The sequence below is a fragment of the Pseudoalteromonas sp. 78C3 genome, from assembly GCF_002836695.1.
Lineage (GTDB): Bacteria > Pseudomonadota > Gammaproteobacteria > Enterobacterales > Alteromonadaceae > Pseudoalteromonas > Pseudoalteromonas arctica.
In genome coordinates, this window is sequence record NZ_PJAV01000177.1 from 58,193 (window position 1) to 74,340 (window position 16,148).

Genomic DNA, 16,148 nt, shown 5'->3' on the forward strand with positions numbered 1-16,148 from the left:
GTTACATTATTTGAGGCCACACTTATTATCAAACCATGATAACAACTCGGTATAAAATTCTTTTTTATGATCGTAGAAAAGCGTATCAGAAAAGTGATCGGCATCTTCAAGCTCAATATATTTAAAGTCTTTTTTGTACTTTTCAAGCTCAGATACGAAGTCTCTACTGTGTTTTACTGGAACACGACTGTCGATATCGCCATGTACAACCAGTATAGGAATATTTACTTTATTTACTTGCTCTACAGGAGAGACACCAGAAATAGTAGGGCGTTGTAAGATACTTAAAAAGCGATTTTCGTTAAGAGTTGCATTGATACGACTTAAATCACTTACACCCGCACCGGCAACAACACATTTATATATGTTGTTTTCACGCATAGATGCAGCAAATGCAGCATAACCGCCATAACTCCAACCAAATAAAGCAAGCTTATCTTTTGTTGCTAAGCCTTTATCTATTAAATATTGTGCCGCGTCGTCTAAATCATCTTGTTTTTTTAAGCCCCAGTTATTATCACCTGCCACCCAATGCTCCAGACCGTAACCAGTAGAACCACGATAGTTTGGTTGAATAACGACGTAACCATGATAGGCGAGTAACTGTGCCCAGTCATCAAATACAACAGAGTCACGCACCCAAGGACCACCGTGAGGGAGTACTATCGCAGGGTAAGGACCTTTAGTAGCAGGGATGGTTACATACGCTTTTATTTTGCGTCCATCTCTTGCTTTATAAGAGATATATTTAACGGATCCTAATTTACTTTTATCAATAAACGGAAGTCGATCACCAATTTTAGTCAGCTTCTGTTTATTAGTAACAATGTAATAGCTGCCAGGATTATCGTCAGCAGATACTCTCACTACTAATACGTTATCGTTATCAGAACTACTAATGATTTGTACAAATTTATCTTTAAATAAAGAAGCAACAGATTCGTTAAGTGCTTGAAGGTTTGGGTCTGTGAAATAAAACTTAGGCTGCTTGGTTGTATAGCGAAAGCCTTGTAAAGTACCGTCGGTATCAAGTATAACACCGTCTGTATCTACAGATTTAAGACCAAATTGACGTTCAGAATACTGACCTGTTTTAATGTTGTAAATATAAATGCCAGTCGTATTTTCGCCTAAGTTGGCGTTAACATAAACTTCGTTAGGATTACCTTTTGCAAATCCTAATATCTCAAAGTTTTCACGCTTTTTAGGACTAACTTGCTTAATTACTTTCCAATCATCATTGCCTTTATCTCGGGCATAATAATCGATTGCGTTATCAGACTTATTCCAACCTTGGGCTATTCTTATTTCACCATCGTAGTCAGAAACAAACGAGCCTGATACTTTTTCATTTCCGCGCATTACAGTAACGCTTCGTCCAGTGTTAATATTAAATCTCACTACATCTGGAATGTAGTTATTGTTAATATCAACTTCTACGAGTACTTCATCTTTTTTGTCTGGAAGTATATTTATTATATTAAATTGAACATTTCGCTTTTTCTTAAATGGTAATAACCAGTCGCCTTCACCATCTGCATCAGTTATTGCAAACTTATTAACCCAGTATTTGCGACTTCCGTCTTCTAGTATTTGTCTAAACATAACGCCAAGTTTTTCATCGTTTAACCACACGATGGAAGATATCAGCATTTTATCAGCGCCCAACCTTACGGGGTCTGCTTCTAGGTTATTTGGATCTCTTATCTCAATTATATAGTCACCATTTTTGGTAGTCGCTCTTAAAATAGCAAGCTTCTTACCATCAGGTGATGCTACAACACTACGGATAGCCGATGACATTGAGAAAGCATCGATACTGCTCACTTGTGTCGCATCTTCAGTTTCGCTATTAGCGAAAGAAGATAGGCTTAGTAAGGTAAATCCTACTAACATTCTTTTTTTAAGTTTCATTTTTTATTCCCTCAAAAAAAATGGCCTAAAATTTTAGGCCATCTGGATTGAATATATACTCAGCCAATTCTAATTAAAAAGAAGCTGTAAAACTGATGTATGGGCTACGTCCTGAAGTATCATAACCAACACCTAGAGGGATGTTAGTATTTGAGAAAGAACCATTTGGATCTACTTTTGGTGGAGCTTCATTAAATACGTTACGTACACCAAAGTTCACTTTATAAGCATCGTTAGACCAAGTCATACCGATGTTATGTACAAAGTAGTCATCAGTGAAACCAACAGGGCGACATTTAAGTGGAGCACCATTTGCGTCAGTTAAACCACGACAACCTGCAGTACCTTCTTCGAATTCACCTAAATCATCTTCATCTTCACGACCTTTACCGATGAAACGTGTTTCCCAGTTAAATCTAAAATCAGAATATTTAAGTTGTAAGCGTGCTGTACCGCGCCATTCTGGTGAATCTGGCTCACCCATATTGTCATCAATAGTACCAAGTACATCAAAAACTTGCTCTGTCATACGCGTAGCTTGAAGGTCTAGTGTAATACCTAAGTTTTCTTCTGCAATTACCGTATCTGTTTCAAAGTAGATATTATAATCAAAACCTTTAGATGAGATTAAACCAATATTGATAAAGCTAGCATCAACTAAATCAATTTGACCATTTTCGTCACGCCCTATACGGCTACAAAAAGCATCATTACCATCTGCAGAATAACACTGACCAATACTGTAGAAAGCACTTGGCTCTGCAATACTATTTGTTACTTCAATATCAAAACGAGTTAATGACATTGTTAAATCAAATGCATCAGTGAACGGTTGTTCAAAGATAAAACCGTATGTTTTAGCTACTGATGTTTCAGCACTAAGCTCAGTTGTACCGCCAGTTTCAATCTCAGCGCTGTAAGTAGCAGTATATGAATCAGTCCCACCTTGACCTAAGCCAAGAGTAGTTGGATCAATACCTGATGCTTGACAAGCGTTTAATACCGCTGTATCGCGTGTTTCTTCAGCTGCATTATATGTAGCTGCTGAACCTGGGTTCAAAGGGTCGATATTACGAGCATCTTCCGGAACAACACATGGATCGGCAACTGTATTAAAACCAGACGTACCGTTTAAGAAACGTTCACGTAAGTTTGGCGCTCTATAAGAAGTACCTTTTGTAGCACGAAGAGTAAACCAATCAACAGGACGGTAGATAGTTTTAAGGCTATAAGTTGATTCAGCATCGTAGAAAGATTCTTCAGAAACACGGCCAGAAGCTGTAAATGTAAGTTCTTCAGCACCTTTTACTCCTTTAAGTAAAGGGAAGTCAACTTCTGTAAATATTTCTTTTAGATTACGAGAGCCATCAGCGCCTTGGTCAGCAAAGTAGCCCCATAGTAAGCCTTGTGATGCTGCTGCATTAGGATTTGATTCAATCTCATCACGACGATATTCAATACCAACGATACCTGCAACAGTTTCGTTATTCCATGGTAGTGCGAAGAAGTCACCACCCATGAATGCATTAAAAACAAACTGGTTTACTTTAGTTTCGATGTCGCGGTCAATAAATAAATAGGCCGCTTCTTCAGGTGAAAGCGTACCGCCACCTTCTTGGTAAATACTGTCTGCAAATAAATTAACAGGAACACATCCATCAGAACCGGTACCACAGGTAACAGTACCATCATCATTAAGAACAGCAGTTTCTAAAGAGTTAATTAAGCGCTCTTCATCAATACCAACACGGTGGTCAGTACCTTTAGATGCGCTGTACGATACAGAAGCGTCGTAGTACCAATTGTCTAAACCAATGTTTTCAAACATACCGAGGTTACCAGTAACACCAGTAACTAAACGATATTGTGAAACTTCAACTTCAGTTTGATCACGGTCACCACGAATATTGATGATTGGCTGAACGGCTTCTGGTCCACCAGGGCCCACACCTAACACGCCAAAACAGTCAATACCGTTTGTACCACAAGGGTTATACGGATTTGATGCCGCTACTTGTTGAAATATTTGTGCACCAGGGCTAAAAATTGGTGATTTACGACTCGCATATAAACCTTCATAGTAGAAAGTTGTGTCGTTATCGTCTTGGAAGTTATATTCACCATTAAGCATTAATGAAATACGTTCATTTTTACTTCTGTAATCACCACTTTTGTAGTAATCAGATTGTTGGAAAGCGTATAGAGGGTCTTGGAAATCAACGTCACGGAAACCATCTCCGTTACCATCAACAAATACACCATCATTAATACCATCGCCATCGAAATCGCCAGCTACCCATGAAGGTAAAAATCCTTCAAGACTTGATGGTACAGTTGATTCGCTGAAGTTTGGAATACCAGTATTTGTGAAGTTAGGAGTGTAATAAACACTACCAAAGAAAGAAGGTACGCTAATACGATTTGTTAGAGGGAAAATATCACATGAATCTTCACCACTCGCCACAGGACCATAGCCACTGTTTCTCGTTACGATACTGCCATCTTCAGCTTCCCAAATACGCTCTTCACACCCTTTAACAAAAGGGTTACCAGATAAAGATTGAGATTTTTGTTCTGAATATTCAACGCCTACAGTGATAAAACCATTATCCATGGTTTTGCCCCACATACCCGAAAGTACAGTTTCTTCACCGCCTTCACCTTTAGGTTGACGATAAGATGCATCAAAAATAAAACCTTCAACATCTTTTTTCAATATTACGTTAGCTACACCCGCTACCGCATCAGAACCATAAACGGTTGATGCGCCATCAAATAAATTCTCTACACGCTCAATCATTACGCCAGGTATTAAATTCAAATCAGGTGATGTTGGTGCACCACCAACGCCAGCAGGAGCCATTCTTCGGCCATTAATAAGTACAAGAGTTCGTTCAGCACCTAAACCACGAAATCCGATTGTTGCAGCGCCCGGACCGTTATCTAGTACAAAACCACCAAATGTATTATCTATTTGAGCACCAGCCGCTTGGCTGGTCGATTGAAGCATTGAGCCTGCATCAAATAAACCCATTTCACGAGATAAGTCGCCATTGATAATTTGAATTGGTGATGCATTTGAAAATTCAGCTTTTCTTATACGTGAGCCTGTTACAACTATTCGTTCAGGTGCTTCTTCTTCTAATTCTACGTCTGAATTCAAGTCATTTTCTTGAGCTAGCGCGTTAGGCGCTAAGGCTACAGAGCCTAGCAATAAAGAGTATCTTATTGCATTTGATAGAGCTTTAGTTTTAAACATATGTAAATCCCTGAGATATTATTGTTATTTAAGCTATAAAGTTACAGAGTAAGGTTATAGCGGCACAATAAATTTACATTACAGAAACAAAATAGTAAATACAGTTAACGACTAGCTATTGCTAAGGGGGGAGGAATTGATGTCTTTTTGACGGAAAAGTATAGTTTTTCAGATGATTTTTATTTTAATCTATTGTTTATTATACAATTTTATTGTTTGTAAATGGATGTGAACAGATGTAGCCGGTGTTTGCTTAAAAAATAGGCTCAGCTTGACCTTCTAGGAATGAGAATAGGAGCTAATAGGGTACTTTGCACTTCTTCACCACGTATCAGTTTTAATAAGTTCTCTACGAGCATTTGCCCAGCAACAGTGGTGTTTTGCTCTATCGTCGTCAGCGGTGGATTTACATAACTTGCTATGGCTATGTTATCAAAGCCGACTACCGCAACATCTTTTGGCACGTTAATATTTGCTTCTTTAAGTGCACGTATAGCGCCAATAGCAATTAAGTCGCTTGCAGCAAATAAGGCGTTAAATTTAATATTATTAGCGATAAGCGAGCGAGTGGCGTGATACCCAGATTCTTCAGTAGATATAGCATTAGCCATTTTACGTTCGTTTATTTTTACGTTGTTAGCCAGTAGCTCATCTTTAAAGCCCTGAAAACGACTAAAAAATTCAGGGCTATGATCAGATGCATCACCAATAAAAGCGCAATCAGTTCTACTATGTGCAATAAAGTGCTCAGCGGCGAGCTTACCGCCACCGTAGTTATCACAACAAACAGTTAAATCTGGGCGATTATCGACCGTTGCACCCCAACAAACAAACTTAGTGTTTTGTTCAAGTAAGGTATTAAATTTTGGTTGGTAATCAATGTAATCGCCATAACCGAGTAAAATAATACCATCGGCTCTGTGGCTATCTTCATAGTCTGCTTGCCAATCAGCACTGGCCGATTGAAATGATACTAATAAATCGTAACCTTCTTTAGCGCAAGCACGGGTAATGCTGCCAAGCATGGCTAAAAAGAAAGGATTAATTTGTGATTCATCAGAAGTAGGGTCTTCGAAAAGAAGTAATGCAAGTGTGCTGCTTTGTTGTGTACGCAAGTTGCTGGCATTTTTATCAACTTTATAATTAAGCTTTTTAGCTATATCGAAAACACGCTTACGTGTTTCTTCATTAACAAGATGGCTGTTACGTAAAGCGCGAGATACAGTTGATTGAGATACCCCAGCATAGTGGGCAATATCAAATGAGGTGGCTTTACCTTTCATTGTTACAACTTAATTAATTTGATAAATAATTGTGTCATTTTCGTTTATTAATGAATAATTTCAAGCTTTTTGTGAATTAACGTATATTTTTATTGATAAACGGCTGACACCGGTGTCATAATGTAAATGTTTTATCATTTTGTTGTCAAAACGTATTCGCTGTTTATATATTTTAGGCAGCATTTTTTACTGTGATAGCTACTTTGAGGTGATAGCTCAAAGTATAAATAACAATGGTATACCATTGTAAAATAATAAGCACGAGTCGCTTAACAAAAGAGATAATACTATGAGCCTAAACTCTTCTGCCCAATTTGATCCCATCCTAGTTGCTGATGTTGGCGGCACCAATGCCCGCTTTGCTTTAATAACTGCTTTTAATAAACATACTAACCAATTTGTAATAGAGCACATTAATATTTTTCCTAGTGCTAATTTTGGTTCACTTGAAAGTGCGCTTGAGCAATATTTACAAACAGTCTCGCATATTACACCTAAACGCGCATGTTTAGCCGTTGCAGGTCCAATAAAAGCTGGGCAGGTACATTTAACCAATTTAGGTTGGCATTTTAGTGTTAGTGAATTTAAAACTCATTTTGATTTACAGCAACTAGAGGTCATTAACGATTTTGCTGCCTTTGCATATGCGGCTCCTTACTTAGATCCTAAACAAAATGTCATTGTTAAATCAGGTCAAGCTGATGACAATGCTAACATTGGTGTTATAGGTCCAGGTACTGGTTTTGGTGCCGCGTGCTTAGTTAGAACGTCGCAATCTACCGCTGTTTTAAGTTCAGAAGGGGGGCATATATCGCTTGCACCTGTTAATGAACTCGATACTTTACTATTAAATGAATTACGTAAAGATCATCCTCATGTTTCTATCGAAACTGTATTTTCAGGCCCTGGCATAACGCATTTATACAAAGCGATGTCTGCGGTTAAGGGTGTAACAGCTAAAAATTTAGATGCTGCGCAAATAAGTAGTCTAGCAAATAGCGGTGAATGTGCTGTGTGCGATGCAACGCTTAATCAATTTTGTGATTGGATCGGCAGTGTAGCTGGCGATTTAGCCGTTGTTTACGGCGCTTTAGGCGGACTATTTATTGGCGGTGGAATACTGCCTCGTATGCAAGCAAGACTTCTAGAGAGTCGTTTTGTTGAACGATTTTCTCAAAAGGGTATTATGTCGCAATATGCAGGGCAAATTCCTGTAATACTTGTAACACAAGATAATATTCCACTAATTGGTGCCGCAGCGTGTTTGCACAACAGCAAATAAGGAGCTTTCCTTGTTCGCATTTGGAAAAATAGAGTGATGAAAAAAGTAACAATAAACAGTGTGGCAAGTCATGCTGGTGTTTCTAAAAAAACCGTATCACGCGTTTTAAATAACGAGCCTAATGTTAGTGCTGCAACCCGAGAAAAGGTGCTTGCGGTATTTAAAGAACTCGATTACACCCCAAATCCAATTGCACGAGGCCTTGCACAAAATCGTAGCTTTATTATTGGGTGTCTTTACGATAACCCAAGTAAAAGCTACATTACTCGCGTGCAAACAGGTGCTTTAGAAGCATGTAAAGAAAATAACTATAATTTATTGATACATCCTTGTGAGTTTCGTGGTGAAGCCCTTATAAATAATATTGAGCAATTACTACAGACTTCTCGATTAGATGGCATTGTGCTAACACCTCCTTTTGGTGATTTTGCTGAGCTTGTTACTTTTTTAAAATCTAAAAAAATTCCTTACGCAAGAGTTGCTTCAGCTTTACTTCAAGATGATTCTATTTCAGTTCGTAGTAATGATGAGCAAGGCGCATTTGAAATTACTGAACATCTAATTAGTCTTGGGCATAAATCTATAGCGTTTATTAAAGGACACCCAGATCACAGTGCCACGCAACAACGCTTTAAAGGCTACAGGCGTTCACTTGCAAGCCATGGAATAGAGTTTGATGAGCGCTTAGTAGAGGAGGGTAACTTTAGTTATCACTCAGGTGTAGATAGTGCACGCAGTATTTTAGATTTGTCTCCTAGGCCAACAGCTGTATTTGCATCAAACGATTATATGGCGGCAGCGGTATTAAAATTAGCTACCCAGCGCCAATTAAAAGTGCCTGATGACATTTCAATAGCCGGCTTTGATAATGCACCCATTGCACGTCATATTTGGCCTGGTTTAACGACTATTGCACAGCCCGTTGAAGAGATGACTAAACAAGCCGTAACTCAACTTATTTCACACATAGCTCAACCGCAAGAACAGCCGTATCAGGTAACGCTTGAGTCGCGCTTAATTACACGCGAGTCTACCTCTGCGATAAAATAGTGAGTTAAAAACACTTTCACAGTAGCCCGAATATGAGTGACGCTTATTCGGGCTTTTTTTTGCTCTGAACTTGCTAAAATATACTTTGTGCCTAAAAATCAATTAGGTCATTATTCGGTCATGTTAAAATATTAAACTATTTTTGTTACCCGGGGTTGACACCGGTGTCATTGCTATGCGTTAATACAGTGACACCGGTGTCAGGGCTGTTGTGAGAGGCTCCCTGGTAGCGTACCTTTGAACGGGTAAATCAAAGATGCTCAGTACAGTTATTTACGTGGAGTCTGTAGTTGCTACTGAGCCTTTATCCTCTAACTAATAGAGATGAGTTAAATTATGTTACATCCTCGTATTCAAGAAGTTACCCAGCGCGTTATCGAACGCAGTAAAAATACCCGTCAAGATTATTTAGAACGTATTTCGCACGCAAAAAAACAAACAAGAGTTCGTGCCGGTTTAGGTTGCGGAAATATAGCCCATGTTATGGCTGCATGTAGCAGTGATGACAAAGCGCGCTTAAAGGCTGATGAGCAGCCAAATCTTGCTATTATCAACTCATATAACGATATGCTATCGGCTCATGTGCCATACAAAGACTACCCAGATTTAATTAAAGACATTGCTACCAAATACGATGCTACAGCACAAGTTGCTGGTGGCGTTCCTGCAATGTGTGATGGTGTTACGCAAGGGCGTGACGGCATGGAACTTTCGCTTTTTTCTCGTGATGTAATTGCTATGTCTACGGCAATTTCCCTTTCGCACGATGTGTTTGATGGCGTTTTTTGTTTAGGCGTTTGCGACAAAATCGTCCCGGGTTTATTAATTGGTGCATTGTCGTTTGGTCATTTACCTGTGTTCTTTTTACCAGCAGGTCCAATGCAATCAGGTATTCCTAATAAAGAAAAAGCACGTATTCGTCAAAAATTTGCACAAGGTCTAGTAAGTCGCGAAGACTTATTAGAGGCTGAAAGCGCGTCTTACCACAGCGCAGGTACTTGTACGTTTTACGGTACTGCAAACTCAAACCAAATGTTAATGGAAATAATGGGCTTACACCTTCCAGGTAGTTCGTTTATTAATCCTTACACTGAGCTTCGCGATGGTCTTACAGGTAATGCTGTAGAAACTATGCTTAAGCAGCTTACAGATGATAAAGAAAGCCCGTGTTTAGCCGATGTGATCAGCGAAAAAACGATTATAAACGGTTTAGTAGGCCTGCTTTCTACAGGTGGTTCTACTAACCATGCAATTCATATTGTTGCGATAGCAAAAGCGGCGGGCATTCAGGTTACGTGGAAAGATATGTCTGATTTATCAGAAGTTGTACCACTACTTACACGTATTTACCCTAACGGCTCTGCAGATGTAAACCACTTCCAAGCAGCTGGCGGTATGGGTTTCTTAATGCGAGAGCTAGCAAGCGCTGGTTACTTACACACAGATGTTAAAACAATGCTAGGCGATGGTTTAGCACCTTACATGACAGAACCTCGTTTGGATAAAGACGATAGCCTAATCATGAGCAACTCAACCGGCCCAACTAAAGTTAAATGGGTAGATTGCCCAGCAAATTCTCATGACGAAGAAGTACTTCGTCCAGTGAGTAACCCTTTTAGTAAGCAAGGTGGTTTGCAACTTCTAACGGGTAACTTAGGTAAAGCTGTTATTAAAGTGTCAGCTGTTGCTATTGAACATCAGGTTGTTACTGCTCCTGCGAAAGTGTTTAGCTCACAAAGTGCTCTGCAAGATGCATACACGCGTGGCGAATTAAACCAAGACTTTATTGCCGTGCTAAAAGAGCAAGGCCCTAAAGCGAAAGGTATGCCAGAGCTACATAAATTAACGCCAGTAATGGCAACGCTTCAAGATGAAGGCTTTAAAGTAGCCATTGTTACTGACGGTCGTATGTCGGGTGCATCAGGTAAAGTACCAGCTGCTATTCACTTAGCACCAGAGGCAGTAGAAGGCGGCATTATTGCTAAAATCCGAGAAGGTGATTTAGTGACACTTGATGCGCCAAACGGAATATTAAAAGTACACGTTAGCGACGAAGAACTTGCTAAACGTGAAGCAGAACTTAGCCTGCCAAGTGCAACATTTGGTACAGGTCGCGAATTATTTACTGGATTTAGAAATATCGTAAGCAGTGCCGATTTAGGCGCGAGTGCTTTTGGACTTGAATAAATATTAGCCATACTGGGTAATGAGGAACAAGTAATGAGTATTGAAAAAATCTTAGCATCGGCACCCGTGGTGCCAGTGGTTGTAATCGAAAAATTAGAAGATGCAGCACCACTTGCAAGAGCGTTATATAACGGTGGCTTAAAAGCCTTAGAAATAACACTACGTACACCTATTGCTGCAGAAGCTGTAAAGCTGATGAAAGCAGAAGTACCTGAAGCCTATGTAGGTACTGGTACGGTAGTAGATAAAGCAAGTTTTGATCTTTCGGTTGCCGCAGGTGCAGATTTTATGGTGAGTCCAGGTGTGAGCGATGAGCTTATTGCTTTGGCTAAAACATCAGATATACCATTTTTACCAGGCGCTGCAACTGCAAGTGAAGTTATGCAACTTGCGTCGCATGGTTTTAAGTATTTAAAATTCTTCCCTGCAGAAGCAGCAGGCGGAACAGCAATGCTTAAATCAATTGGTGGCCCATTACCACATATTACTTTTTGCCCAACTGGCGGCATTAGCCTAGCAACTGCACCGAACTATTTAGCGCTTAACAACGTTATTTGTGTTGGTGGTACGTGGATGCTAGATAAACAACTAATTGAAAATAAAGACTGGCAAGCAATTGAAGCGCTTGCTCGCCAAGCAAGTGAACTTAAATAGGAGTCTAAAATGATTAATGTAGCAATTAACGGTTACGGCCGTATCGGTAGAAATGTTTTACGTGCACTTTATGAGTCAGCTCAAAACAGCGAAATTAAAATTGTAGCAATTAACGATTTAGCACCAGCTAACGTTAATGCACATTTAACGCAGTATGACTCAGTTCATGGTCAATTTTCTAAAAAAGTAACACTTGAAAATAACACTATGTTAATTGACGATGACGTAATTACGTTAACGCAAGAACGCGACCCTGCAAATTTACCGTGGAAAGCACTAAACGTCGATATCGTTTTAGAATGTACTGGTTTTTTCACTAAACGTGATGACGCTGCTAAGCATATTACAGCGGGTGCTAAAAAAGTAATCGTTTCTGCTCCAGGTAAAGATATGGATGCAACAGTGGTTCATGGTGTAAACAGCGATGTAATTAACGCTGATAGCCAAATCATCTCAAATGCATCGTGTACTACTAACTGTTTAGCACCACTTGCAAAAGCAATTAACGACACAGTAGGTATTGAAAAGGGGAGTATGACAACGATTCATTCTTATACGAATGATCAAAACCTATCTGACGTATACCACCCAGATCTATACCGTGCTCGTAGTGCAACTCAATCTATGATCCCAACTAAAACAGGTGCTGCGGCAGCTGTTGGTTTAGTATTACCAGAACTTGCTGGTAAATTAGACGGTATGTCGGTACGTGTACCAACAATCAACGTATCTTTAGTTGATTTTACGTTTATTACTAAGCGCGATACGACTGCAGAAGAAATCAATGCAATCATGAAAGAAGCGTCAACGGGTTCAATGAAAGATATTTTACAATATAATGAGCTTCCGCTTGTTTCTATCGACTTTAACCATAACCCAGCGTCATCTATCTTTGATGCAACGCAAACTAAAGCCGATGGCAATCTAGTTAAAGTAATGGCTTGGTACGACAACGAATGGGGTTTCTCAAACCGCATGTTAGACCAAGTTAAAGCATTAGGTGCGTTTTTATAATACAGCCCTAATGATGTAAAGTTTTAGCTTTATCCAACCAAGCCACGCATTGCGTGGCTTTTTTGCGTTTGGTTTATCTGTATATTTGCAACTCAGACTATGGAGGGAACTATTTGTATTTTTTATACCCTAAATTTTGTTAATATGTGGGTGTGTAAATCAATGGAATTTCGTTGTATTTAATCAACTCAACGAAGCAAGGAATAATAAAAATGATCAGAGCTTTATCACGAAAGGTATTTCGCACAAATCATCTTCAGATAGGTGAGGGCAACATAAGTGGCTACATAGCCTGCTTTTTAGCAATACTGAGTTGCTTAGGCGTATTAGCGTTTCACTTTCCTGAATACTTAACCACACCAGAACTACGCAAAAGCTACAGTGTCGACTTTTTACGTCAGCTTATGTTTGCATCATTATTGGTCTCGGGCAGTTTAGGGCTACTTAACTTTGTACGTAATACCAATAAGCGTTTAGGAGCTACAGCGTGGTTTTTTATTGTTCTGGCAATTATGTTTGGCGGACCAAACGTTGAGGTAAATGAGTTTGCTAGCGACACACCTTACATAGGGCTAGATTGGTTTATTTTAGATTTACTCGGCTCAACACTCATATTTATTGTTATTGAAAAGCTGCTACCCCATCGAAAAGAGCAAAAAATATTACGTAGCGAATGGCGAGGCGATTTAAACCACTTTTTCGTAAACCATTTAATTATTGGTTTTGTATTACTCGTTACTAACCACTTTGTGCATTATGGTTTTGGCTGGGCTGTATCATCTACGGTACAAGGTTATATAGAGCAAACACCATTTGTAGTGCAGTTGTTTTTAATAATACTCGTGGCTGATTTAATGCAATATTGGGTGCATCGTGCTTATCACGAAGTCCCATTATTATGGCGCTTTCATGGCGTACACCACAGTGCTAAAGAAATGGATTGGTTAGCGGGCTCTCGCCAACATATTCTTGAAATACTCGTAACTCGCAGCTTAGTGCTCACACCCATATTTGTACTTGGATTTTCACAGCAAATAATTAGTTTATACGTAATAATTGTGGGTTTACAGGCTGTGTTTAACCATGCAAATGTACGTGTGAAATTTGGTTGGCTAAAATATTTTATGGTTACACCGCAGTTTCACCATTGGCATCACGCGTCAGATAAAGCCGCGATTGACCGCAATTACGCTGCGCATTTTTCGTTTTTAGACTACGCGTTTGGTACTGCTGTTAAAGGCCAAAAAGAGTGGCCAGAAGCGTATGGTGTAGTCGGAGATTACATGCCGGTAGGTATGCTTAAACAACAGGTTTACCCGTTTAAGCGCACTAAATGAGCTCGATTAATTCAATAAACATAAACTAAAAAAAGAGCAACGTGTTAAACGTTGCTCTTTTTTATGACTCTACTCAATTATATGTTCAGCTCTTCTAATAACTCAGTAAATGTAGGTCTTTGATTTAATGAAGGTTGCATAGCACACTTTGCCATATCGGACATTTCAGCAAATAGCTCACTTTGCCTATCATCGCCGGTTACCGTGCCTAATAAGTCTTCAATTAAACAGCCCAAAGCTCTTACTTCTATCCACTCTAGTTGCTTTTGTTGATACTCACTTAGCATCGTTAAATTAGTAGCAGCACCAAAATCACCAAATAAAACATCAGCATCTTTGTTTATCATGGTGTTATGCGCATACACGTCGCCATGGCTTACTTTACGAACATGCAAGTGATGTAAGGTATTTACCATTTGCTGTGCAATTTTTAAAATAGCTTGAGTTGAGTAATGGCAATCATTGTTAAAGGTATCACGCGTACAGGTTTCAAGGCTTGGAGGCAGACCTAAATTAGCAAAGCTTTTATCTATTAGCTCCATCACTAAACCCAACTGATCACTTTGTTCAATGTAGGCAAGTACTTTAATTAAATTAGCGTGATCGCCTGCTTGTAAGCAGCAATTTACTTCATCAAGCGGGTAGCCGTCGCTGGTAATTGCACCTTTAAATAATTTAATCGCTACAGCGCTATTAGCAGCTTGCGCTAAATGAATAACGCCCGATGCACCTTGGCCAATAACATGACTAAGCGTGTAATCGTCAAGAGGCTTATTTTCTAAGCTGCACTTTGTAAGGCACTGGGCTTTATTAAAATCGTTACCGGCAAACGCAAGCCAAGCAAGTTTAGGCAGTTCAAACAGCCAGTCGTCTACGTGTGTTAAGTTATTAGCGGAGAGCCTAACAAGCTCGAGGTTTTTACACTGCGCCATGCTACTTGGCAGTTGCTTAAGTTGATTGCCCGCAAGCGCGAGCTTTTTAAGCTGGGTGTAATTACCAAAGTCTTCAGGCAATTCGCTTAACGTATTATCGGTGAGTATGAGCCACTCAATATTTTTTGGCAGGCTGTTTAAAGCAAATTCAGAAATTTGGTTACCTTTAAACGCAACCATAATTAAAGCAGGGCATTTAGCCAGCACAGCAGGAATATGCTTAAACTGATTAAATGATAAAAATACTCGCTTAAGGCGTGTTAAGCAGGCAAATTCATCAGGTAGTGTTGATAAGTTATTATTTGATAAATCGAGTACTTCGAGCGTGTCAGCTAAGCTAAAAATCTCTTCCGGGAATATTGTTAGCTCTTCTACTAATTGCAGGTGAGTAGCCCCAGCAAGTTTGCCACTTTTAAGCTCTTTAAGGGAGTTCATATTTATACCATGTTCTAAAAATGAAAAAGCCAACATAGCTGTTGGCTTAAAGTCGTTCTAACTTACTAAATCGCTCTTTAGAATTGCGCGTTATGGTAAACGTTTTGTACGTCGTCGCAATCTTCTAGCATGGCTAAAAAGCGTTCCATAACTTCAACGTCTTCGCCTTCAATCGGCGTTTCAATTTGTGGCACAAAGCTAATTAGGTCTTCGTCAAATTCAGTCACACCCATTTCTTCAAGCGCTGTACGCGTATTGTTGTACTCTGTGTGAGGAGCAAAAACAGTAACTTTACCGTCATCAACTTCTACGTCAGTTACATCAACATCAGCCATCATTAATGCTTCAAGTACTGCTTCGTCGTCATCACCGTCAAATACAAAAATAGCAAGGTGATCAAATAAATGTGAAACAGAGTTTTGAGCGCCAATTTTAGCATTTGCTTTAGTAAAACAAACACGTACATCAGCAAAGGTACGCTTGTTGTTGTCTGTTAAACAGTCAACAATAATCATACAGTTACCTGGGCCGTAACCTTCGTAACGTGTTGCTGAGTAGTCTTCACCGCCGCCGCCTTTTGCTTTGTCTATTGCGCGGTCAATAACGTGTGCTGGTACTTGGTCTTTTTTAGCGCGTTCAATTAAACGACGTAATGATAAGTTACCATCTGGATCTACACCGCCGTTTTTAGCACAAATATAAATTTCTTTGCCGTACTTAGAATAAACTTTAGTTTTAGCACCCGCAGTCTTAGCCATTGAATCTTTTTTGTTTTGGTAAGCTCTTCCCATCTGCGTTTCG

At 39.4% G+C, this 16,148-nt stretch carries 11 protein-coding genes; 6 read left to right on the forward strand and 5 right to left on the reverse strand.

All coding sequences use genetic code 11. The annotated features are described in order from the left end of the window. Positions 1-6: 6 nt before the first annotated feature. From CXF76_RS20305 to CXF76_RS20315, 3 genes are all read right to left on the reverse strand, one after another. Entirely contained in the window at positions 7-1,914 is a 1,908-nt protein-coding gene (locus CXF76_RS20305) for an alpha/beta hydrolase family protein (protein WP_024590104.1), read from the reverse strand. A gap of 73 nt (positions 1,915-1,987) precedes the next feature. After that, a complete protein-coding gene (locus CXF76_RS20310) occupies positions 1,988-5,173 on the reverse strand; it encodes a TonB-dependent receptor (RefSeq protein WP_101164482.1) in 3,186 nt (1,061 codons plus the stop codon). A 266-nt stretch (positions 5,174-5,439) separates the two neighbouring features. Next, the gene (locus tag CXF76_RS20315) at positions 5,440-6,456 is read right to left on the reverse strand and encodes a LacI family DNA-binding transcriptional regulator (protein ID WP_007582612.1); all 1,017 of its coding nucleotides are present in this window, start codon (positions 6,454-6,456) and stop codon (positions 5,440-5,442) included. Between the two features lie 289 nt (positions 6,457-6,745). On the opposite strand from CXF76_RS20315, the gene glk reads away from it, so the two are divergent. The 6 genes from glk (at position 6,746) to CXF76_RS20345 (ending at position 13,980) form a co-directional block, all read left to right on the forward strand. Beyond that, the gene (gene glk, locus CXF76_RS20320) at positions 6,746-7,738 is read left to right on the forward strand and encodes a glucokinase (RefSeq protein ID WP_101164483.1); all 993 of its coding nucleotides are present in this window, start codon (positions 6,746-6,748) and stop codon (positions 7,736-7,738) included. A 36-nt stretch (positions 7,739-7,774) separates the two neighbouring features. After that, a complete protein-coding gene (locus CXF76_RS20325; RefSeq protein WP_007582617.1) occupies positions 7,775-8,788 on the forward strand; it encodes a LacI family DNA-binding transcriptional regulator in 1,014 nt (337 codons plus the stop codon). A gap of 336 nt (positions 8,789-9,124) precedes the next feature. After that, positions 9,125-10,975, forward strand: a complete 1,851-nt coding sequence (gene edd / locus CXF76_RS20330) for a phosphogluconate dehydratase (protein ID WP_007582619.1) — start codon at positions 9,125-9,127, stop codon at positions 10,973-10,975. Positions 10,976-11,008: 33 nt separating this feature from the next. Continuing rightward, positions 11,009-11,629, forward strand: coding sequence for a bifunctional 4-hydroxy-2-oxoglutarate aldolase/2-dehydro-3-deoxy-phosphogluconate aldolase (gene eda / locus CXF76_RS20335; RefSeq protein WP_002959756.1), 621 nt, complete (start codon positions 11,009-11,011; stop codon positions 11,627-11,629). A 9-nt stretch (positions 11,630-11,638) separates the two neighbouring features. Further along, positions 11,639-12,643, forward strand: coding sequence for a type I glyceraldehyde-3-phosphate dehydrogenase (gene gap, locus CXF76_RS20340; RefSeq protein WP_007582622.1), 1,005 nt, complete (start codon positions 11,639-11,641; stop codon positions 12,641-12,643). 212 nt (positions 12,644-12,855) lie between these two features. After that, positions 12,856-13,980, forward strand: a complete 1,125-nt coding sequence (locus CXF76_RS20345) for a sterol desaturase family protein (protein ID WP_101164484.1) — start codon at positions 12,856-12,858, stop codon at positions 13,978-13,980. 77 nt (positions 13,981-14,057) lie between these two features. On the opposite strand, the gene CXF76_RS20350 is transcribed toward CXF76_RS20345, so the two are convergent. Next, positions 14,058-15,383, reverse strand: a complete 1,326-nt coding sequence (locus CXF76_RS20350) for a leucine-rich repeat-containing protein kinase family protein (RefSeq protein WP_101164485.1) — start codon at positions 15,381-15,383, stop codon at positions 14,058-14,060. A gap of 41 nt (positions 15,384-15,424) precedes the next feature. After that, positions 15,425-16,138 (reverse strand): YebC/PmpR family DNA-binding transcriptional regulator, encoded by a 714-nt coding sequence (locus CXF76_RS20355; RefSeq protein WP_010555049.1) that lies wholly within the window; start codon positions 16,136-16,138, stop codon positions 15,425-15,427. Positions 16,139-16,148: the final 10 nt, after the last annotated feature.

Bases quoted from the DNA above. Each gene is read 5' to 3' on its own strand.
- CXF76_RS20305 (WP_024590104.1), bottom strand. From the start codon at position 1,914: ATGAAACTTAAAAAAAGAATGTTAGTAGGATTTACCTTACTAAGCCTA.
- CXF76_RS20310 (WP_101164482.1), bottom strand. From the start codon at position 5,173: ATGTTTAAAACTAAAGCTCTATCAAATGCAATAAGATACTCTTTATTG.
- CXF76_RS20315 (WP_007582612.1), bottom strand. From the start codon at position 6,456: ATGAAAGGTAAAGCCACCTCATTTGATATTGCCCACTATGCTGGGGTA.
- glk (WP_101164483.1), top strand. From the start codon at position 6,746: ATGAGCCTAAACTCTTCTGCCCAATTTGATCCCATCCTAGTTGCTGAT.
- CXF76_RS20325 (WP_007582617.1), top strand. From the start codon at position 7,775: ATGAAAAAAGTAACAATAAACAGTGTGGCAAGTCATGCTGGTGTTTCT.
- edd (WP_007582619.1), top strand. From the start codon at position 9,125: ATGTTACATCCTCGTATTCAAGAAGTTACCCAGCGCGTTATCGAACGC.
- eda (WP_002959756.1), top strand. From the start codon at position 11,009: ATGAGTATTGAAAAAATCTTAGCATCGGCACCCGTGGTGCCAGTGGTT.
- gap (WP_007582622.1), top strand. From the start codon at position 11,639: ATGATTAATGTAGCAATTAACGGTTACGGCCGTATCGGTAGAAATGTT.
- CXF76_RS20345 (WP_101164484.1), top strand. From the start codon at position 12,856: ATGATCAGAGCTTTATCACGAAAGGTATTTCGCACAAATCATCTTCAG.
- CXF76_RS20350 (WP_101164485.1), bottom strand. From the start codon at position 15,383: ATGTTGGCTTTTTCATTTTTAGAACATGGTATAAATATGAACTCCCTT.
- CXF76_RS20355 (WP_010555049.1), bottom strand. From the start codon at position 16,138: ATGGGAAGAGCTTACCAAAACAAAAAAGATTCAATGGCTAAGACTGCG.